This is a genomic window from Nitratireductor sp. ZSWI3, assembly GCF_024655565.1.
In the GTDB taxonomy this organism is placed as follows: domain Bacteria; phylum Pseudomonadota; class Alphaproteobacteria; order Rhizobiales; family Rhizobiaceae; genus Nitratireductor.
Map to the genome: position 1 here is coordinate 1 of NZ_JANKOF010000090.1, position 19,987 is coordinate 19,987.

Here is a 19,987-nt window from a genome sequence, read left to right on the forward strand (position 1 = left end):
CCTAGGGTCAGGCGGGGCGGCACAGACGGCTTATTCTGCGCCGCCCCTTGAAATCGCCGGGCGCATGGGCGAATGGAACCATGTGCCAAGGCCACAGCGCCGGACCGTTCACCTCTGGAGTTCGCTTCCGTGAAGACCCTCACCATCCGCCGCCCCGACGACTGGCATCTTCATCTGCGCGACGGCGCGGTTCTGGAGGCGGTGCTGCCGCACACCACCGCCGATTTCGCGCGCGCCATCGTGATGCCGAATCTGGTGCCGCCCGTGGTGACGGTGAGCGACGCGCTGGCCTATCGCGAGCGCATCATGGCAGCCAAGCCGGAGACGGACGCCTTCACGCCGCTGATGACGCTCTACCTGACCGAAAACACCGACGCCGACGACGTGGAAGCCGGCTTCCGCGACGGCCATGTCGCTGCCGTGAAGCTCTATCCGGCCGGCGCCACCACCAATTCGCAAAGCGGCGTGCGCGACATCGCCAAGGTGCAGCCCGTTCTGGAGCGCATGGCCGGGATCGGCATGCCGCTGTGCGTGCATGGCGAGGTGACCGATCCGTCCATCGACATCTTCGACCGCGAGGCCGTCTTCATCGAACGGGTGCTTCAGCCGCTGCGCGAGCGCCTGCCCGAGCTGAAGATCGTCATGGAGCATGTGACGACGCGCAACGGCGTCGACTACGTGAAGAGCGCCGAGCGCAATCTGGCAGCGACGCTGACCACGCATCACCTGATCATCAACCGCAACGCCATCCTGGCCGGCGGCATCCGCCCGCACTATTACTGCCTGCCGGTGGCCAAGCGCGAGGAGCATCGCCTGGCGCTGCGCGCTGCCGCCACCTCCGGCGACCGCCGCTTCTTCCTGGGCACGGATTCGGCGCCCCATCTCGACCCGCTGAAGGAGTGCGCCTGCGGCTGTGCCGGCATCTTCACCGCCATCAACACGATGGCCTGCCTTGCCCAGGTGTTCGAGGACGAAGAGGCGCTCGACCGGCTGGAGGCCTTCACCTCGCTCAACGGACCAACCTTCTACGGCCTGCCGGCGAACGAGGAACGCATCACGCTGGTGCGGCACGCCACGCCGATCGCCTATCCGAAATCCGTTTACACCGCCGACGGCCCGATCACCGTTTTCAATCCGATGTTCCCGCTGCATTGGGAAATGGAAGATCACGCGGTCGGCTGAGCCGAACGAGACCGGCTATTTGCCAATAAGCGCCGCGCGCGGCGTTGATCCGAGGCGAACTCCAGCACGGATACTGCCTCGATGGCGCCTGATCGCCTGTCGCTTTTCATCATTTTATTAGCCGGCTTTGTAATTCTCACAGCCTGCGATGGAGGAGAAGGCGGTTCGGTTGTCGCCGCGAGCCCCGAAACGCCCGCGCCACCCTCCAAGCCGCCCGCCGGCGGTTATCCGACCTTCGACGAACAGAAGGGCGCGGCCTATCGGGACCAGCCGGAGTTCACCCGGGCCGCCCCCGGCGCAGCGCAGGAAGCCGCGCTGCGCGCGCAGTTCGGCCTGCCGCCGCTCTGCGCGGGCACCGGCAATCCCGATTGCGCCAGTGCCTCGGCCTACGGATTGCAGAAGCTGGACCTTGTCCACACCGCCACTCTCCCCAGCGGTGAAAAGCCGACCGGACGGGGCATCACGATCGCCGTCGTCGACAACGGATACCGGCTCTCGCATCAGGAGCTTTCCGGCAAGGACATCACACGCTTCCTCGGAGACGCGGCCGCGATCGGCAGCGATACGCACGGCACGGCCGTCGCCGCCATCGCCGCCGGCAAGGCCGATGGCAAGGGCATGATGGGCGTTGCGCCCGACGCTGCCCTGCATCTTTCCTCCTGGGAGGACATCGCCGAGGACAAGCTGATCAAACACCTCGCTGCAGCGACGCTCGATGCCGCCGCACACGGTGCCGCCGTGCAGAACAACTCATGGGGTTTTGCGACGGAGAAACCCGCCGGACAGGAGAAGCTCGATTTCGCCGCATCCGGCACGGGAGATTATGCAGCCTGGCTGGCGACGCGGCAGGGCGGGTCGGCAGACGAATGGCGCGCGCTTCTTGCCGCCTATGACGCGTTCCAGGAGACCGGCGTGCTGGTCTTTGCCAACTCCAACGACATGACCCTCGGCGATTCCTCCGCCTGGGCATCGCTGCCTGATTTCGTCCCCGGCCTCTCCGATGCATGGATCGCCGTCAGCAACGCGCTGTTTGCCGTCGACCGGACCGATGGCGCCATCCTGTCTGCCGATCTGCTTTCGGCACCCTGCGGATCCGCCGCACGCTTCTGCCTGACGGCGGATGGAACGCTGAACGTGCCGACGCGCAATGGCGACACCGCCTATGAGCTCGGCACCGGCACCTCCTATGCCGCACCGCAGGTCTCCGGCGCCATAGCGATCCTGGCGCAGGCCTTTCCGAACCTCGCCCCGGCGGAGTGGACGGCACGGCTGCTGGCGACCGCGCGGCGCGACTGGCCCGGCTTTCAATCCTCGATCGCCGGCGAAACGACCTTCGCCGCCGGCCTGCGCCGCGTCTACTCGAGCCTTTATGGGCATGGGGTGCCGGATGTGAAAGCCGCCCTGTCGCCGATCGGCGGCCTGGCAATCACCAGCGGAGAGACGATCGCCAGCAGCCCGGCGACACCGCTCTCGGCGGGCTTGACCGTGACCGGCCCGCTGGTCGGCAACGCCGTCGCAAAAGCGCTCAAGGGGCACCGCGTCATGGTGGTCGACGCGCTGGGCACCGACTTCCATGTCGACGGCTCCGCTATTACGTCGGCTAACATATCCTCCGAAGCCGCTCCGCGCCTGCATCCCGGCGCGTTGCTCCAGGGCATCGAGACCTTCGATCGAAGCTTCGCGTTCGCCGCCGCGGAAACGACGCCTTCCGGGCTCCTGCGCGACACGGCAACGGCGAAGCTCTTCTTCTCCCAGTCCTTCGCCGCGATGTCCGGCAGCAGCACCTTCAGCCATCTCCTGCCCCTCGGCGCGAACGACTACATGCAGTTCTCCGGCCATCTCGCAGCCGACGAAAGCATGGCGAGCTTCGCCGTCTCGCGCCTCGCAAGCCGGGAAAGATTTGCCGGCGAACTAAGCCTTTCGGCCGGCCATGCATCCGATGGCCTGTTCGGTCAGGCGGCTGAGGGGCCGTTTCTGGCGGCACAGTCGAGCTTTTACAGCGCCGTGAACCTGAGCCTCGGCGCCGATCTCGGCCGCGGCTGGTCGCTGACGGGCTTTGCCGAAATGGGTGCGGGTCTTGCCGAGCAGAGGCCGCAGGCGCTCGTTCAGTTGGGGGGCATCTCCTATGGCAGCCTCGGCCTCAGCCTCGGCAAGCGGGCGCTGCTGTCGGCCCGCGACACGCTGAGCCTCTATGCCGGCACGCTGCCGACGGCCCTCACAGGCATTGCGCGGCTTCGCCTGCCGGTGGCGCGCAACGATGAAGGGGTGATCTTCTACGAGCCGATCACCGTCGACCTCACCGATGCCGACCTGCCGCTGCGCTTCGGCCTGTCCTACGACACCGTGACGCCCCACGCCTTCGACCTGCGTTTCAATGCCGATCTGAGGTTCCTGATGGGCGTGGCCGACAGCAGTACGCTCGCCCTGGCCGTCAGCCTCAGCAAGGGATTTTAGAGCGGTTCATCGTTTCATGGGAACGATGAACCGCTCTATCTCATTGTTTTTTCGCATTTATGCGACGTCAGGTGATTCCACCTGACTGCAAAATGCTTTAGGCGGCCTGGGGGCGGCGGATGCTTGCCGCCGCCTCGAGGACCATCGGCGAAAGGCCGTCGCCGCCGCGCTCGATGATCTCGAACAGATGGCGCCGCATGCGCGGTTCCCAGAACTTGTTGATGTGATCCGCGATGCCGTCCACCTGCTCGTTTTCCGGCTGCGAGGCGAAGAACATCGCGATCTGGTTCGCCATATAGACCAGGCGCTCCTCGCCCGATTTCTCGTCATGCGACATGCCTGGCCGCTCCAATCGTCACGCGTTCGGGATGGGTGAAAATGTCGAACTCCTCGCCGCGCACCAGCGCGACCAGCGTCATGCCCGCGGCCTGCGCCGTGCGGATGGCAAGCGCCGTCGGCGCCGAGACGGCGGCCACGAGCGGCGCACCGATGGCCGCCGTTTTCTGCACCATCTCCACCGAGACGCGCGAGGTGACGATCACGGCGCCGGACGCACCGTCGATCCCCGCCTTCAAAAGCGCTCCGGCGAGCTTGTCGAGCGCATTGTGCCGGCCCACATCCTCGCGGGCAGCAACTATTCCTTTGCCGGCTATATAAAAGCCCGCCGCATGCACGGCGCCGGTTTGCTTGTGGTATTCCTGCTGTTGCGCAAGCAGCGCGACCGCCTGCGTTATGTCGCCCGCAGACAGAGTGAGCGCCGTCTCCGAGACGGAGGGGATCTCGCGCATCGCCTCGTCGATGCTCTCGATGCCGCAGAGGCCGCAGCCGACGGGACCGGCCAGCCGGCGCCGCCGCGCCTCGAAGCGGCGGTTCGCCGCATCGCGCAGGCGGATCTGCAGATCGATGCCGGCGCCGAGTTCCTGGATGTCGATGGCATCGATCTCCGCAAGGCTGGAGACGATGCCCTCCGTGACGCTGAAGCCGATGGCGAAATCCTCGAGGTCGGCGGGCGTCGCCATCATCACCGCATGGGTGGTGCCGCCATAGGACAGCGCGACGGGCGTCTCCTCGGGCACCGTGCGCGCCGCAACCCTGGTCCCGCCGGTGCGGCGGGCCGTGCGGGCGACGCGGGCCGTGGCCGGGAGGCGGGTCATGCGCTACTCCGCCGCCTCCACGTGGCCGATGCGCCGGCTGCGCTGCGACAGCGCCTCATAATCCTCCTGCCATCCGGTCGGCCCGTTGGAGGGCGAGACCTCAACCGCCGTCACCTTGTATTCGGGGCAGTTCGTGGCCCAGTCGGAATACTCCGTCGTCACCACGTTGGCCTGGGTCTCCGGGTGATGGAACGTGGTGTAGACCACGCCGGGGGCCACCCGCTCGGTGATCGTGGCGCGCAGGCTGGTCTCGCCCGCGCGGCTCTTCAGCTTCACCCAGTCGCGATCGCGGATGCCGCGGTTTTCCGCATCGAAGGGATGGATCTCGAGCAGATCCTCCTCGTGCCAGACGACGTTTTCCGTGCGCCGCGTCTGCGCGCCGACATTGTACTGCGACAGGATGCGCCCGGTGGTCAGAAGCAGCGGGAAGCGCGGGCCGACCTTCTCGTCCGTTGCCACATAGGCGGTGCGGACGAACTTGCCCTTGCCGCGCACGAAACCGCCCATATGCATGACCGGCGTGCCCCTGGGCGCCTTTTCGTTGCATGGCCATTGCACGGACCCTTCCTGCTCGAGCAGGGCATAGGTCACCCCGGCGAAGCTCGGCGTCGTCGCGGCGATCTCGTCCATGATCTCGGAGGGGTGGGTGTAGGTCCAGTCCTTGCCGAGCGCCTGGGCGAGTTTCTGCGTCACCTCCCAATCGGCGTAGCCATTCTTCGGCTCCATCACCTTGCGCACGCGATTGATGCGCCGCTCGGCGTTGGTGAAGGTGCCGTCCTTCTCGAGGAAGGTGGAGCCGGGCAGGAAGACATGGGCATAGTTGGCCGTCTCGTTGAGGAACAGGTCGTGCACCACGACGCATTCCATCGCCTCGAGGCCAGCCGCCACATGCCGCGTGTTGGGGTCGGACTGCAGGATGTCCTCGCCCTGGATGTAGAGCGCCTTGAATGAGCCCTCGACCGCCGCATCCAGCATGTTTGGGATGCGCAGTCCCGGCTCGTCATCGAGCTTCACGCCCCACAGGCTCTCGTAGATGGCCCGCGTCGCGTCCTCGGAGATGTGGCGATAGCCCGGCATCTCGTGCGGGAAGGAGCCCATGTCGCAGGAGCCCTGCACATTGTTCTGGCCGCGCAACGGGTTCACGCCGACGCCCGGCCGGCCGATGTTGCCCGTCGCCATCGCCAGGTTGGCGATCGCCATCACCGTGGTCGAGCCCTGGCTGTGCTCCGTCACGCCGAGGCCGTAATAGATCGCGCCGTTGCCGCCGGTGGCGTAGAGCCGGGCCGCACCGCGGATGAGATCGGCCGGCACGCCGGACGCCTTCTCCACCGCCTCGGGGCTGTTCTCCGGCTGCAGCACGAAGCTCGCCCAGTCCTGGAACTCGTCCCAGTCGCAGCGTTCGCGCACGAAGGCCTCGTCAAACAGGCCCTCGGAGACGATCACATGGGCGAGCGCCGTCAGCACGGCGACGTTGGTGCCGGGCCGCAGCGGCAGGTGATAGCTCGCCTCCACATGCGGCGTGCGCACCAGATCGATGCGGCGCGGATCGATGACGATCAGCTTGGCGCCCTGGCGCAGCCGCTTCTTCAGCCGCGAGGCGAAGACCGGATGGCCATCGGTCGGGTTGGCGCCGATGACCAGAACGACGTCGGACTGTTCGACCGAATCGAAATCCTGCGTGCCGGCAGAGGTGCCGAAGGTCGTCTTGAGGCCGTAGCCGGTGGGCGAATGGCAGACCCGGGCGCAGGTATCGACATTGTTGTTGCCGAATCCCTGGCGCACCAGCTTCTGGACGAGATAGGTCTCCTCGTTGGTGCAGCGCGACGAGGTGATCCCGCCTACGGCGCCACGGCCATACTGATGCTGGATGCGGCGGAACTCACTCGCCACATGGGAATAGGCTTCTTCCCAGGTGACCTCGCGCCACGGATCGCTGATCCTCTGCCGGATCATCGGATTCAGGATGCGGTCCTTGTGGGTGGCATAGCCATAGGCGAAACGGCCCTTGACGCAGGAATGGCCGCGATTGGCCTTGCCGTCCTTGTAGGGCACCATGCGGACGACCTCCTCGCCCTTCATTTCCGCCTTGAAGGAGCAGCCGACACCACAATAGGCGCAGGTGGTGACCGTCGAGTGATCGGGCATCCCCATCTCGATGACGGATTTCTCCTGCAGCGCACCGGTCGGGCAGGCCTGCACGCAGGCACCGCAGGACACGCATTCCGACTGCAGGAACGGCTCGTCCATGCCGGCCGTGATGCGGCTCTCGAAGCCGCGGCCTTCCACGGTCAAGGCGAAGGTGCCCTGCTGCTCCTCGCAGGCGCGCACGCACAGCGAGCAGACGATGCATTTCGCCGGATCGTAGGCGAAATACGGATTGGAGATGTCCAGTTCCTTGAAATTCACCTCGTGCGCGCCGGCCGGCGCCGGGGCCAAGTGGTTGGCGCCTTCCTGGCCATAGCGGTTCTGGGCAAGCCCCACCGCCTCGGCCATCGCCGCCATCTCGCAATCGCCCTGGGCGCAGGCCGGGCAATCCGCCGGATGGTCGGACATATAGAGTTCCATCACGCCGCGGCGGATGGCGCCGAGCCGCTCCGTCTGCGTGCTGACGGTGATGCCGTCCGCGGCGGGCGTGGTGCAGGAGGCGGGCGTGCCGCCGCGTCCTTCGATCTCCACCAGGCAGAGCCGGCAGGACCCGAAGGCCTTCACCATGTCGTTGGCGCAGAGCTTCGGCACGGCAATGCCCGCCTCGCGCGCCGCACGCATGATCGACGTGCCTTCCGGCACGGTGACCGACCGGCCGTCGATGGTGAGCGTTACCGTCTTGTCGGATTTGACGGCCGGGGTGCCGTAGTCGATTTCATTCACGAAGCACATGGCAGGGCTCCCATGGGATGAATGGCTTGCTTGAGAGGCCGGCGACGGGCATCTGCATTTTCATGTTTCATCGCCATCACTCCGCCGCTTCGCGCGCGGGCTGCGGGCGAAAATCTTCCGGAAAATGAGTCAGCGCACTCATGACCGGATAGGGCGTGAAGCCGCCCAACGCACAGAGCGAGCCGAACTTCATCGTGTTGCACAGATCGGCGACGATCTCGATCTGCCGCTCCGGTTCGGCATTGCCTGCCAACCTATCTAGGACCTCGACGCCGCGCGTCGAGCCGATGCGGCAGGGCGTGCACTTGCCGCAGCTCTCGACGGCGCAGAACTCGAAAGCGAAACGCGCCTGCTTCAGCATGTCAACCGTGTCGTCGAAGACGACGATGCCGGCATGGCCGATCAGCCCGTCCTTCGCGGCAAACGCCTCGTAATCGAAGGGCGTGTCGAACAGGTCGCGCGGGAAATAGGCGCCGAGCGGGCCGCCCACCTGGACGGCGCGCACCGACCGGCCCGATGCCGTGCCGCCGGCGATGTCGTCGACGATCTCGCCGAGCGTCAGGCCGAAGGCCGCCTCGAACAGGCCGCCATGCTTCACATTGCCGGCGATCTGGATGGGGATCGTGCCGCGCGAGCGCCCCATGCCGAAATCGCGGTAGAAGGCGCCGCCCCTGTCGAGGATGATCGGCACGGAGGCGAGCGAAATGACGTTGTTGATCACCGTCGGCTTGCCGAACAGGCCCTCATGCGCCGGCAGCGGCGGCTTGGCGCGCACCTGACCGCGCTTGCCTTCCAGGCTGTCGAGCAGCGCCGTCTCCTCGCCGCACACATAGGCGCCGGCGCCGACACGAACCTCCATATCGAAGGTATGCGCGCTGCCCAGCACGCCGGCACCCAGCACACCAGCCTTGCGGGCTGCGTCGATCGCCTCGTTCAACACCTGATGCGCATGCGGATATTCGGACCGCAGATAGATGTAGCCCCTGGTGGCGCCGGTCGCGATGCCGGCGATCGCCATGCCCTCGATCAGCACGAAGGGATCGCCCTCCATGATCATGCGGTCGGCGAAAGTGCCGGAATCGCCCTCGTCGGCGTTGCAGACGATGTATTTCTGCGGCCCCGGCGCATCGAGCACGGTCTTCCACTTGATGCCGGTCGGGAAACCCGCGCCGCCACGGCCGCGCAGGCCGGACGCGGTGACTTCCTCGACGATCTCGAGCGGCGTCCTGGCGAGCGCGTTGCGCAAGCCTCTCAGGCCGCCATGAGCTTCATAATCGGCTAACGAGACCGGATCGATGATGCCGCAGCGGGCGAAGGTCAGCCGCGTCTGCTTCGCGAGATAGGGGATTTCTTCCGGGTTGCCGAGCGACAGGGCGTGGGCGCCGCCTTCCGCCATTCCCGCGTCCAGCAACCCGGCGACGTCGCCGGGACCGACCGGACCATAGGCGAGGCGGCCCTCGGCCGTCTCCACCTCGACCATGGGCTCAAGCCAATAGAGGCCGCGGGAGCCGTTGCGGACGATCGTGACGTCGAGGCCGCGCCGCGCCGCCTCCGTCTCGATCGCCTTGGCGACCTTTTCGGCTCCGAGCGCCAGCGCGCCGGAATCGCGGGGAACATAGATCTTCACGGTCATGTCCGCACCTGTGCGACGATCTCTTGCGCCTTCGCATCGTCGAGCCGTCCGATCACCTCGCCGTCGAGCATGGCCGAAGGCGCGCAGGCGCACAGGCCGAGGCAATAGACCGGCTCCAGCGTCACGGCGCCGTCGGCGGAGGTCTCGTGGAACCGGATGCCGAGCAGTTTCTGCAGCCTCTCGGCCACCGCATCGCCGCCCATCGACTGGCAAGCCTCCGCCCGGCACAGCTTGAGCACGTGCCGGCCGGCCGGTTCCTCGCGATAGTCGTGGTAGAAGGAGACGACGCCGTGGACTTCGGCACGGGAAAGGTTCAGCGCCTCGGCGATCGCCGGGATGCTTTCGCGCGGCACATGACCCAGCTCCCGCTGAATGCCGTTCAGAATGGGCAGAAGCGGACCTTCTTCGCCCTTCCACCGGTCGACGATCGATCGGACGGTGGAAGCGATTTCGGTACGTGCATGCTGCGTCATGCAGCGCCCTCCCTAACGATGCTCGTCGTGGAGGAGAAACAAATCCCTACCGGTGGATCAATATAGCATATCCGTCGTTCGATAGAAAATTTCTATCGTTTTTGCGTGAAGCGCTTCGCCGCGAGCCGGGCTTCATAAAGCAGCGCGGAGACGATCGGCGTGTGCGGCTCGCGTTCCACCGCCACCACGCCGACCAGATGGCTGGCGTCGGGCTCGATGATGGGGATGGCGCGGATCGGCTCGGAGAAACCCAGCACCTCGGCCAGGTTGAGCGGCATGATCGAGGCCCATTTGCCGGTGCGGATGTGGGAGAAGAGCACGATCATCGAATTGGATTCCAGCGTCGGGTGCGCTCTCGCACCCACCTCCTCCAGATGCTGGTTGATGATCCGCCGGTTCTGCATGTCGGGGGTCAGCAGGCACAACGGCAGCTCCGCGACCTCCGCCCAGGTCACCGCTTCGCGGTCCGAATAGCGGTTCTGCGCCGCCGTGATGAGCTGGTAGCGCTCCGAATAGAGCGGCACCGAGGCGACGCTGCCGAGCGGCTCGTTGTCGAGATAGGTGATGCCGATGTCGATCTCGAAATTCTCGAGCAGCGACAGCACCTCCAGCGAGGTGCGCGAGATGATCGAGAACGTCACTTCCGGGTGCTTTTCGCGAAACGGCGTCGTCAGTTCCGGCACCATGGCGAGCGCGGTCGGAATGGCGGCGATGCGCGCATGGCCGGCAAGGCCGCGCCGCGCGGCCTTCATCTCGGCGCGCATGGTGCGCGTGTCGCCGACGATGCGCCGCGCCCATTCGAGCACGCGCTGCCCCTCCGGCGTGAGCCCCTGGAAGCGCGAGCCGCGCTGCACCAGCATCACGCCGAGCTGGTCCTCCAACTGCTTGATGGCCGCCGAAAGGGTAGGTTGCGTGACGCCGAGCTCGGTCGCCGCCCTTCCAAAATGCTGCTCCTTGGCGAGCGCTATGAAGAATTCCAGCTTGTCGATCATGGTGCGACGCTACAGCCCCGCCGCATGCCCGGCAATGCAGGAGGCGGCGCACTGCGTCGCGGATCCGACAGCGAAGGTCGGCCCGCCTCCCTTGGCCCGTGCCCGCAACTGCTTTATCTGAGAGGAAAACAAAGGCATCCGACATGATACTCGACAGGCAGACCGTCATCGACCGCTTGAAATCCGTGAAAGGGCCGGACCTTCAAGGCGACATCGTCTCGCTCGGGCTGGTCTCGGAGATCTTCATCGCCGACGGCAAGGTGTTCTTCTCCATCACCGTGCCGGCGAGACGCGCCGAAGAGCTCGAGCCGCTCCGCCAAGCCGCCGAGAACGCGGTGAAATCGCTGCCCGGCGTGAAGGGGGCGATGGTGGCGCTGACGGCGGAAAAACAAGGCGGCGGCATGGGAACCGCGCCGCAGCCCCAGGCGCGCCAGACCCCGCAGGCACGCCCCGCGCAGCGCTCGCACCCGGTGCCCAATGCCCCCGCCGGCCAGCAGCCGGCGAAGGCCGACGTGCCGGGCATCAAGGCAATCATCGCGGTGGCGAGCGGCAAGGGCGGCGTCGGCAAGTCGACCACCGCCGTCAATCTGGCCCTCGGCCTCAAGGCGCTGGGCCTGAGGGTCGGCATCCTCGACGCCGATATCTACGGCCCTTCCATGCCGCGGCTGCTCGGCCTCAAGGGCAAGCCCGAGACCGCCGACGGCAAGACGCTGAAGCCGATGGAGGCGTTCGGCGTCAAGGTCATGTCCATGGGCTTTCTCGTCGACGAGGAGACGCCGATGATCTGGCGCGGGCCGATGGTGGTCTCGGCGCTGCGCCAGATGCTGCGCGACGTCGCCTGGGGCGAGCTCGACGTGCTGGTGGTCGACATGCCGCCGGGCACCGGCGATGCCCAGCTCAGCATGGCGCAGCAGGTGCCGCTTGCCGGCGCCGTCATCGTCTCGACGCCGCAGGACCTCGCCCTGATCGACGCCCGCAAGGGGCTCAACATGTTCAAGCGGGTCGACGTGCCGCTGCTCGGCATCGTCGAGAACATGAGCTATTTCCTCGCTCCCGACACCGACAAGCGCTACGACATCTTCGGCCATGGCGGCGCCAGGGCCGAGGCCGAGCGCCTCGGCGTGCCTTTTCTCGGCGAGGTGCCGTTGACGATGGATGTGCGCGAGACCTCGGACGCCGGCACGCCCGTCGTCGCCGCCCATCCGGACAGCGCGCAAGCCGCCGTCTACCGCGCCATCGCCGGGAAAGTGCAGGCTGGACTCGCCACAGCCATGGAGACCGCCGCCGGCGAGGCGCCGGCCATCGTCTTCGAATAACGCGTTACGTACAATTGAACGGGTGTTCGATTTATGTAACGTATCGGCGAAACGGGAGAACGACCGCATGAGCGCCGCAGCCAACGAACCCATCCTTCATGAACGCCGAGAGGGATGGCACCGCATCACGCTCAACCGGCCGGAGAAGCTGAATTCCTTCAACGAGGCGCAGCATCTGGCGCTGCGCGCCGCCCTTGACGAGGCGGCCGCCGACGCGACCTGCCGCGCCGTGCTCGTCACCGGTGCGGGCCGCGGCTTCTGCGCCGGGCAGGATCTCGGCGACCGCGATCCCGCCAGGCTGGACGACAGCCTCGACCTCGGCCACACGATCGAAACCTTCTACAATCCGCTGATCCGGCAGATCCGCGGCCTGGACATGCCGGTCATCTGCGCCGTCAACGGCGTCGCGGCGGGGGCCGGCGCCAACATCGCCCTTGCCTGCGACATCGTTCTGGCCGCCCGTTCGGCAAAATTCATCCAGGCCTTCTCGAAGATCGGCCTCGTACCCGATTCCGGCGGCACATGGTTTCTGCCGCGGCTCATCGGCGAGGCCCGTGCCAAGGCGCTGGCTCTCACCGGCGAGGCGATCTCCGCCGAACAGGCGGCGGACTGGGGGCTCATCTGGCGCGTGACCGACGACGAAACGCTGATGGAGGAGGCGGAGGCGCTCGCCGAACGCCTTTCCCGTGGTCCGACCTTCGCCTACGGCCTCATCAAGCAGGCGATCCAGGCCGCTTCCTCCAACACGCTCGACGAGCAGCTCGATCTCGAGCGCGACCTGCAGCGCCAGGCGGGCCGCTCCGACGACTACCGAGAAGGCGTTGCCGCATTCCTCGAAAAGCGCGCGGCGACGTTCACCGGCCGGGCCAAGCGTTAGGCTCCAGACTCAGTCATCGCGCTGATTGGGTCTGGAACCCAGCATTACCATTGCGATTTGCCGCAGCATCCCTTCCCGCCTCTGCCCTGCCAGGCAGGGGGCGACATAGAGTGCGATTCTCAATCGTAACTGCAGAATCAAAAGCTTTTTGACAATTTCCGCGAGAAGTACCCGGCCGGCGAATGCCTTTCCTAATATTTTTAATGAATAACAATTATAAAATACTTCATAAGTAATAATAATTGAACTAAAATTTCAATACAAAGCCCCACAATTGCCTGAGTTACATCTTAATACTTCTTTCCACTAGAAACCACCCCGCCGACGGAGACGTCGTTTCCTGTTATGAATCCCATTCCCTTGAGCCAGACAATGCCGAGATTTTTGCGTTCCGTTCTTCTCTGCCTGATGACGATCGGCCTCACGCCACAGAGCGTGTCTGCCGCAGACCTCATGTCCTTCTGGGATGTGCCCCGCAAAGGGGGCAACAGCTTCAACGCCGCGCCGCCAGATGGCGCCTATTTCAAGGCGTTGGCCGCGACCGGGGCGACATGGGTGCGTCTGACGTTCAGCAAATGGAAAGGCGAGGGCCGGGACTTTCTGATCGGTGATGCCGACCGCTACGAGAACCTGCTACCTGAAGACCTTGCCCGGCTGCGCGAAGTTCTCGATTCCGCGTACGCCGCAGGCCTGAAGGTGGTCGTGGTGCCGCTCGTCCTGCCCGGTGCGCGCTGGGTGCAGCAGAATGATGGAAAATTCGACGACCGGCTGTGGTCCGATCCGGTTTTCGCCGATCAGGCCGTCCGTTTCTGGAGGGACCTGGCGCAGGAACTGAAAACCCATCCCGCCATTGCCGCCTACAATGTGCTGAACGAGCCCGCGCCCGAGAAAGCGACCGGACTTGCCGAGAACGCCGCCATGTCCGATCTCATTTCCTGGCAGGAAAAGAATGCGGGAGGGCTGCGGGACCTGCCGACCTTCTACGGCCGGGTCATCGAGGCTATCCGTTCTGTCGATCCCGTCACGCCGGTCATGGTCGACAGCGGCTATTACGCCAATCCCCGCTCGCTTGCCGCCTGGCCGAAACGGCTTGCAGACGAGCGCGTCCTATACGCCTTCCACATGTATGAACCCTATGACGCGACCAGCAGCCCGAACATCAGACGCAAGGAACCGCTGCGTTATCCCGGTGTGGTGACAAAATACGGCGGGGGCGAGATGGCCTGGGACAGCCAGGCTGTCGCACGCCATATCAACACGGCTTTCGACTGGGCGAAGAAGCAGGGCCTGCCGCAAACGCGCATCGTCGCCGGCGAATTTGGCTGTATGCGGCTGTTGCCACATTGCGGAACCTATCTCACCGATGTCATCGATGCGATCGACGCCCAGGGGGCGCACTGGGCCTTCTATTCGTTCCGCGAGGACGAATGGGAGGGGATGGACTATGAACTTCCTCCAAGCCTGAAGCCCGGCCGGTTCTATTGGCTCCAAGAGCAGGGAAAGGGCAACAAATTGCCGCGCGATGGAAAGCTGATGGACCTTCTCAGGGCCCGAATGGCGAACTGAAAGACGCCGCGCTTCCCTTGTGCTCGCCGATCGTCAAACTTCAGCGCGCGCGGCATTCGTTCATGAACGACGCCTCAGGATGCCTCGTATCCGCCCGCGCCCGAGACGCGGGTGTTGAAATCGGAGAAGAACTGGCCGGCGAGCTTCTTCGACGTGGACTGGATGAGGCGGCTGCCGAGCTGCGCCATCTTGCCTCCGACATCGGCCTTGGCGCTGTAGGTGAGAATCGTGGCGCCGGGGCCGTCCTCCGTCAGCGTCACGTCTGCACCGCCCTTGGCGAAGCCGGCGACGCCGCCCTTGCCCTCGCCGCTGATCGTATAGGAATGCGGCGGGTTGAGATTGGTCAGTTCCACGGCTCCGTTGAAGCGCGCCTTGATCGGGCCGATCTTCAACGCCACGGTCGCGGCGAATTCGGTGTCCGAGGTCTTCTCCAACTCCTCGCAGCCGGGGATGCAGTCCTTCAGCACCTCGGGATCGTTGAGCGCCTGCCAGACGGCCTGCACCGGCGCCTCGATCCGTTCCTCACCCTCGATGACCATGGCCATGGCGCAACCCTCCTGAAACAGCGTCTGTCGATTGGCTAACCCACCGGCCCCATCTTGTCCATCCACCGGGCGCGGGGCAAGCTGTCTTGCGTCTGACACGTGCCGCCTCTATCGGGCAGCGGCAGGCAACGCATGGACGGAGCAGGATGAACGAAACCGCAGGGCTGTCAGGCAGCAACACGCATCGGCGCGGCTCCGCGGCGGAGGTCTTCTCCGCCTTCCTGAAGCTCGGCCTCACCTCCTTCGGCGGCCCCATCGCCCATCTCGGCTATTTCCGTGACGAGCTGGTGGCGCGGCGGCGCTGGGTGGACGAGAAGACCTATGCCGATCTCGTCGCGCTGTGCCAGTTCCTGCCCGGCCCGGCGAGCAGCCAGGCCGGCTTCGCGCTCGGCTTCCTGCGCGCCGGCCCTCTGGGCGCCGCTGCCGCCTGGGCCGCCTTCACCCTGCCCTCGGCCCTGCTGCTGTTCCTCTTCGCGGTCTCGGCAGCTGCCCTCGACAATGCGCTCGGCCAGGGTCTTCTGCACGGGCTCAAGGTGGTCGCTGTCGCCGTCGTCGCGCAGGCCGTATGGGGCATGGCGAGAACGCTGTGCCCCGATCGCTCGCGCGCCGGCATCGCGCTCGCGGCGCTGCTGATCGTCACATTCCTTTCCGGCCTTTCCGGCGCCCTGTCGCAGATCGCCGCCATCCTGTGCGGCGCGGCGCTCGGCGGGTGGCTGTGCTGCGACACGGCCGAGGCGCCGCCGGGCGCGCGCCTCGCCTTCGGCATTCCGGCGCGCATCGGCGCTCTTTGCCTCGCCCTGTTCGCACTGCTGCTGTTCGGCCTGCCGCTTATCGCCAGCGCCGCTGGCCAGGGGGGCGGGCAAGGGGGCGGCCAGGGCCTTGCCGTGTTCGACACCTTCTACCGGGCCGGCGCGCTCGTCTTCGGCGGCGGGCATGTGGTGCTGCCGCTGCTCCAGGCGGGCACCGTCGATCCCGGCTGGGTGACGCCGGACGCCTTCCTTGCCGGCTATGGCGCGGCGCAGGCGGTGCCCGGCCCGCTCTTCACCTTCGCCGCCTATCTCGGCGCCGTGCTGTCGGTGCCGCCCAACGGGTTCGCGGGCGCCGCCGTGGCCCTGGTGGCGATCTTTTCTCCGGGGTTCCTGTTGCTTCTCGGCATCGCTCCTTTCTGGGACCGCTTCCGCAGGCACGAGGCGGCGCGCTCGGCGATGATGGGCACGAATGCGGCGGTGGTCGGCATCCTCGCCGCGGCGCTCTACGATCCGCTCTGGACGACGGCGATCCGCGCGCCCGAGGACTTCGCCCTGGCCGCGGTGAGCTTCATCCTTCTGACCCTGTGGAAGGCCCCGCCCTGGACGGTGGTTCTCCTGTGCGCCACGGCCGGAGCGGGGCTCGCTCTCGTCTAGGTCCTGACCCTAGGCAGCAGCGCGGCGGTGTTCGGCGGCGGCCGCCGCCAGCTCGCGGATGCCCGGCTCCACATGCTGGGCCGCGATCGAGGATATGCCGAGCCGCATGAAAGGCGACGGACGCGGGCGGTCGATGAAGAAGCGCGCTCCGGGCTCGACCAGCACGCTGCGCTCGGCCGCCGATTTGGCGAGCAGCGCCGAATCGAGGCCGGCCGGTCCTTCCAGCCACAGCGACGTGCCGCCGCGGATATCGGCGGCATTCCATTCCGGCATGATCTCGTTCACCGCCTGCACCAGCCTTTCGCGGCGCTCCTCGAACGCCGCGGAAATGCGCCGCACCAGCGTGTCGTGATGCCCCAGCGACAGGAACAGCGCCACGGCCCGCTGGTTGTTGGCCGGCGGATGGCGCAGCATGAAGCGGCGCAGCGCCCGAAGCTCGGCGATCAGGTCGGCGGGGGCGACGATGTAGCCCATGCGCAGGCCGGGGGCGAGCGTCTTCGACATGGAGCCGATGTGCACCACGCGCCCGTTTCGGTCGAGCCCCTTCAGGGCCGCCTGCGGGCGTTCGTCGGCGAGCTGGCTGTCGTAATCGTCCTCGATGACGATCCAGTCGTTCTTTTCCGCCGCGGCAAGCAGCGCCTCGCGGCGTGGCTGGCTGAGCGGCACCATGGTCGGGCAATGATGGCTGGGCGTGGCGAAGACGAAGTTGGCGTCGTCGGGGATCTGCGCCACGTCGATGCCCTGCCTGTCGACCGGAACCGGGGCGATCTCCGCGCCGGCGAGCTGGAAGATGGAGCGGGCGTCGGGATAGCCCGGATTCTCCACCGCCACCTTCGCGCCCTTGCGCATCAGCAGCGTCGCCAGCATGTAGAGCGCGTGCTGCGAGCCGAGGGTGATCAGGATCTCGTCCGGATTGGCGAAGATGCCGCGCCGCGGTAACAGCCGTGCTTGGATCTGCTCGATCAGCAGCGGGTCGTCGCGATCCACCATGTCGGCCGCCCAGTTGCGGATCTCGAGCACGGCCAGCGCCATGCGGTTGCATTCACGCCATTCCGCCGTCGGGAAAAGCGAGGGGTCGAACTGGCCGTAGACGAAGGGATAGGACGCCTTCATCCATCCGTCGTTCTTGCGTGCCTCCGGCATGCGGCTTGCCAGGATCTGGAAGCGCTCGCCCCAGTTCACGCCGTTCTTGCCGCCCAGCTTGCGCGGCGGGCGCGGCGGTGCCGCGAGCACTTCCGGATTGACGAAATGGCCGCGCCGCTCGCGGGCGATCAGGAAGCCCTGGTCGACCAGCTGCTGGAAGGCGAGCACCACCGTGCCGCGCGCCACGCCCAGCTTCTCCGCCAGGATGCGGCAGGAAGGGAGCGGCATGGACGGGGCGATCTGGCGGTCGAGAATCGCCGAGACGATGGCCTGGCGGATCTGGGCTTGGAGCGTCTGTCCCGATTCGGGGGAAATCTTGAACAGGCCGGTCCAAAGGGCGGTGTCGTTTCTGGCTGGCATAGGGCTTTCCTCTCGGGGAGCGGAGCCTACCCCTGGGTCAATCCATGTCAACCCTGGTACAATTGATTGTTCCAACAAAGAAATTGATGAATGCCAGAAAGGCCCCGTTCCACAAGGCTTTTCAGCCTCGGGTTGAAACGATTTTTCATCGTTCGTTATCGGAAAAGTCGTTCCAACTTTTCCGAATCCTGCTCTAAAAGAAGCCCGTTGACCTTTCGCAGGAGAGCCTCTTGGACACGGCATTCGAAACCGCGCTCGCCGCGCTCCGGGATCACCACGCGCAAACGGCGCCGATGGACATGCGCGCCGCCTTCGCCGCCGACCCCGGGCGGTTCGCCCGCCTGTCGCTGACGCTGGACGACCTGACGCTCGACTTCTCGCGCACCGCCGTGACGGAGGAAACCGTCGGCCTCCTGACAGGGCTCGCCGAGGCGGCAAGGCTTGCCGAGGCGCGCGAGGCGATGTTCTCGGGCGAGCACATCAACGCGACGGAAGACCGTGCCGTCCTGCACACCGCGCTGCGTGCGCTGTCGGCCGGGTCCGTTCTGGAAGAGGGCCGGGATGTCCTGCCCGACGTGCGCTCGGTGCTGGAGGCGATGGACGCTTTCGCCGATGCCGTGCGCAAGGGAACGGCGCGCGGGGCGACCGGCAAGGCCTTCACCGACGTCGTCAACATCGGCATCGGCGGCTCCGATCTCGGCCCGGTCATGGTGACGCGGGCGCTTTCGCCTTATCGCGACGGGCCCCGCCTGCACTACGTCTCGAACATCGACGGCGCCCACATCGCCGACACGCTGGCCGGGCTCGATCCCGAGACCACGCTCTTCATCATCGCCTCCAAGACCTTCACCACCATCGAGACGATGACCAACGCCGAAACCGCGCGAAAATGGGTTGCGGCAAAGCTGGGCGCCTCCGCGACGAAGGATCATTTCGCAGCCGTCTCCACCGCCCTCGACAAGGTCGCGGCCTTCGGCATAGACGCGGCGCGCGTGTTCGGCTTCTGGGATTGGGTGGGCGGCCGCTACTCGCTGTGGTCGGCCATCGGCCTGCCGATCATGATTGCCGTCGGTGCCGACAACTTCCGCCGGCTGCTGGCCGGCGCCGAGGCGATGGACCGGCATTTTCGCACCGCGCCGTTGCGCGAAAACCTGCCGGTCATGCTCGGCCTCATCGGCTACTGGCACCGGGTCGTCTGCGCCTATCCGGCGCGCGCCGTCATTCCCTACGACCAGCGGCTCGAGCGCCTGCCCGCCTATCTGCAGCAGCTCGACATGGAATCGAACGGCAAAGGCGTCAGGCTCGACGGCACCGCCGTTGCGACGCCGACCGGCCCGCTCGTCTGGGGCGAGCCCGGCACCAACGGCCAGCACGCCTTCTTCCAGCTCCTGCACCAGGGCACCGACATCATTCCCGTGGAGTTCATCCTGGCGGCCGAGGGTCATGAGCCCGGCCTCGACCACCATCACGACCTGCTCGTCGCCAACTGCCTGGCTCAGGCGGAAGCGCTGATGAGGGGACGCACGCTGGAGGAGGCGGAGACACAGCTTGTCGCCAAAGGCATGGACGCCGCCCGGGCGAAGGCGCTCGCCCCGCACCGTGTCTTCGCGGGCAACCGCCCCTCGCTCACCATTCTCCACCGCAAGCTCGATCCGTTCGCGCTCGGCCGCCTGATCGCGCTCTACGAGCACCGGGTGTTCGTAGAGGCGCGGCTGTTCGGCATCAACGCCTTCGATCAGTGGGGTGTCGAGCTCGGCAAGGAACTGGCGACCGAGTTGCTGCCGGTCGTCGAGGGCAAGACCCCGGCCACCGGCCGCGACAGCGCCACCGCCGGCCTGGTGCAGCGGATCGCGGCGCTGCAGAAGGCCGGTTAAGGGCCGTCAGGCCGGTGCCTTACACCTCTTGCTTGAAACGCGGGCGCTTGTAGTACCCCCCTCTGGCCTGCCGGCCATCTCCCCCTCAAGGGGGGAGATTGGGCGGCCGCAAGGGTATTGACCAACCGTCCAACGTTG

15 protein-coding genes are annotated in these 19,987 nt (G+C 66.3%); 7 read left to right on the plus strand and 8 right to left on the minus strand.

From position 1 onward, the window contains the following. Nucleotides 1-129: 129 nt before the first annotated feature. The gene (pyrC, locus tag NUU27_RS20510) at nucleotides 130-1,182 is read left to right on the plus strand and encodes a dihydroorotase (RefSeq protein WP_257764078.1); all 1,053 of its coding nucleotides are present in this window, start codon (nucleotides 130-132) and stop codon (nucleotides 1,180-1,182) included. Nucleotides 1,183-1,263: 81 nt separating this feature from the next. Next, the gene (locus tag NUU27_RS20515; protein ID WP_257764079.1) at nucleotides 1,264-3,636 is read left to right on the plus strand and encodes a S8 family peptidase; all 2,373 of its coding nucleotides are present in this window, start codon (nucleotides 1,264-1,266) and stop codon (nucleotides 3,634-3,636) included. 97 nt (nucleotides 3,637-3,733) lie between these two features. Here NUU27_RS20515 and NUU27_RS20520 read toward each other — a convergent pair whose 3' ends face one another. From NUU27_RS20520 to NUU27_RS20545, 6 genes are all read right to left on the minus strand, one after another. Further along, nucleotides 3,734-3,973: a formate dehydrogenase subunit delta gene (locus NUU27_RS20520; RefSeq protein WP_257764081.1), complete on the minus strand. Its 240-nt coding sequence runs from the start codon at nucleotides 3,971-3,973 to the stop codon at nucleotides 3,734-3,736. Then, the gene (gene fdhD, locus NUU27_RS20525; protein WP_257764082.1) at nucleotides 3,963-4,790 is read right to left on the minus strand and encodes a formate dehydrogenase accessory sulfurtransferase FdhD; all 828 of its coding nucleotides are present in this window, start codon (nucleotides 4,788-4,790) and stop codon (nucleotides 3,963-3,965) included. The genes NUU27_RS20520 and fdhD overlap by 11 nt, the downstream gene beginning before the upstream one ends. 3 nt (nucleotides 4,791-4,793) lie before the next feature. Further along, nucleotides 4,794-7,667 (minus strand): formate dehydrogenase subunit alpha, encoded by a 2,874-nt coding sequence (fdhF, locus tag NUU27_RS20530; RefSeq protein WP_257764083.1) that lies wholly within the window; start codon nucleotides 7,665-7,667, stop codon nucleotides 4,794-4,796. A gap of 76 nt (nucleotides 7,668-7,743) precedes the next feature. Next, the gene (locus NUU27_RS20535; RefSeq protein WP_257764084.1) at nucleotides 7,744-9,300 is read right to left on the minus strand and encodes an NADH-quinone oxidoreductase subunit NuoF; all 1,557 of its coding nucleotides are present in this window, start codon (nucleotides 9,298-9,300) and stop codon (nucleotides 7,744-7,746) included. Next, entirely contained in the window at nucleotides 9,297-9,773 is a 477-nt protein-coding gene (locus NUU27_RS20540; RefSeq protein WP_257764085.1) for a formate dehydrogenase subunit gamma, read from the minus strand. The genes NUU27_RS20535 and NUU27_RS20540 overlap by 4 nt, the downstream gene beginning before the upstream one ends. A gap of 92 nt (nucleotides 9,774-9,865) precedes the next feature. After that, entirely contained in the window at nucleotides 9,866-10,765 is a 900-nt protein-coding gene (locus tag NUU27_RS20545) for a LysR family transcriptional regulator (RefSeq protein ID WP_257764087.1), read from the minus strand. Nucleotides 10,766-10,908: 143 nt separating this feature from the next. Here NUU27_RS20545 and NUU27_RS20550 point away from each other — a divergent pair, with 143 nt between their 5' ends. The 3 genes from NUU27_RS20550 (at nucleotide 10,909) to NUU27_RS20560 (ending at nucleotide 14,524) form a co-directional block, all read left to right on the plus strand. After that, entirely contained in the window at nucleotides 10,909-12,081 is a 1,173-nt protein-coding gene (locus NUU27_RS20550; protein WP_257764088.1) for an Mrp/NBP35 family ATP-binding protein, read from the plus strand. A 67-nt stretch (nucleotides 12,082-12,148) separates the two neighbouring features. After that, on the plus strand, nucleotides 12,149-12,958 hold the full coding sequence (gene paaG, locus NUU27_RS20555) for a 2-(1,2-epoxy-1,2-dihydrophenyl)acetyl-CoA isomerase PaaG (protein WP_257764089.1): 810 nt from the start codon (nucleotides 12,149-12,151) through the stop codon (nucleotides 12,956-12,958). A gap of 372 nt (nucleotides 12,959-13,330) precedes the next feature. Further along, nucleotides 13,331-14,524, plus strand: a complete 1,194-nt coding sequence (locus NUU27_RS20560; protein ID WP_257764090.1) for a glycoside hydrolase family 5 protein — start codon at nucleotides 13,331-13,333, stop codon at nucleotides 14,522-14,524. A gap of 74 nt (nucleotides 14,525-14,598) precedes the next feature. On the opposite strand, the gene NUU27_RS20565 is transcribed toward NUU27_RS20560, so the two are convergent. Continuing rightward, nucleotides 14,599-15,069 (minus strand): carbon monoxide dehydrogenase subunit G, encoded by a 471-nt coding sequence (locus NUU27_RS20565; RefSeq protein ID WP_257764091.1) that lies wholly within the window; start codon nucleotides 15,067-15,069, stop codon nucleotides 14,599-14,601. Between the two features lie 146 nt (nucleotides 15,070-15,215). Between NUU27_RS20565 and chrA the strand changes: the two genes are divergently transcribed. Next, nucleotides 15,216-16,472, plus strand: a complete 1,257-nt coding sequence (gene chrA / locus NUU27_RS20570; RefSeq protein WP_257764092.1) for a chromate efflux transporter — start codon at nucleotides 15,216-15,218, stop codon at nucleotides 16,470-16,472. A gap of 9 nt (nucleotides 16,473-16,481) precedes the next feature. Here chrA and NUU27_RS20575 read toward each other — a convergent pair whose 3' ends face one another. Then, nucleotides 16,482-17,975 (minus strand): PLP-dependent aminotransferase family protein, encoded by a 1,494-nt coding sequence (locus NUU27_RS20575; protein WP_257764094.1) that lies wholly within the window; start codon nucleotides 17,973-17,975, stop codon nucleotides 16,482-16,484. 230 nt (nucleotides 17,976-18,205) lie between these two features. Between NUU27_RS20575 and pgi the strand changes: the two genes are divergently transcribed. Then, entirely contained in the window at nucleotides 18,206-19,849 is a 1,644-nt protein-coding gene (pgi, locus tag NUU27_RS20580; RefSeq protein WP_257764095.1) for a glucose-6-phosphate isomerase, read from the plus strand. Nucleotides 19,850-19,987: the final 138 nt, after the last annotated feature.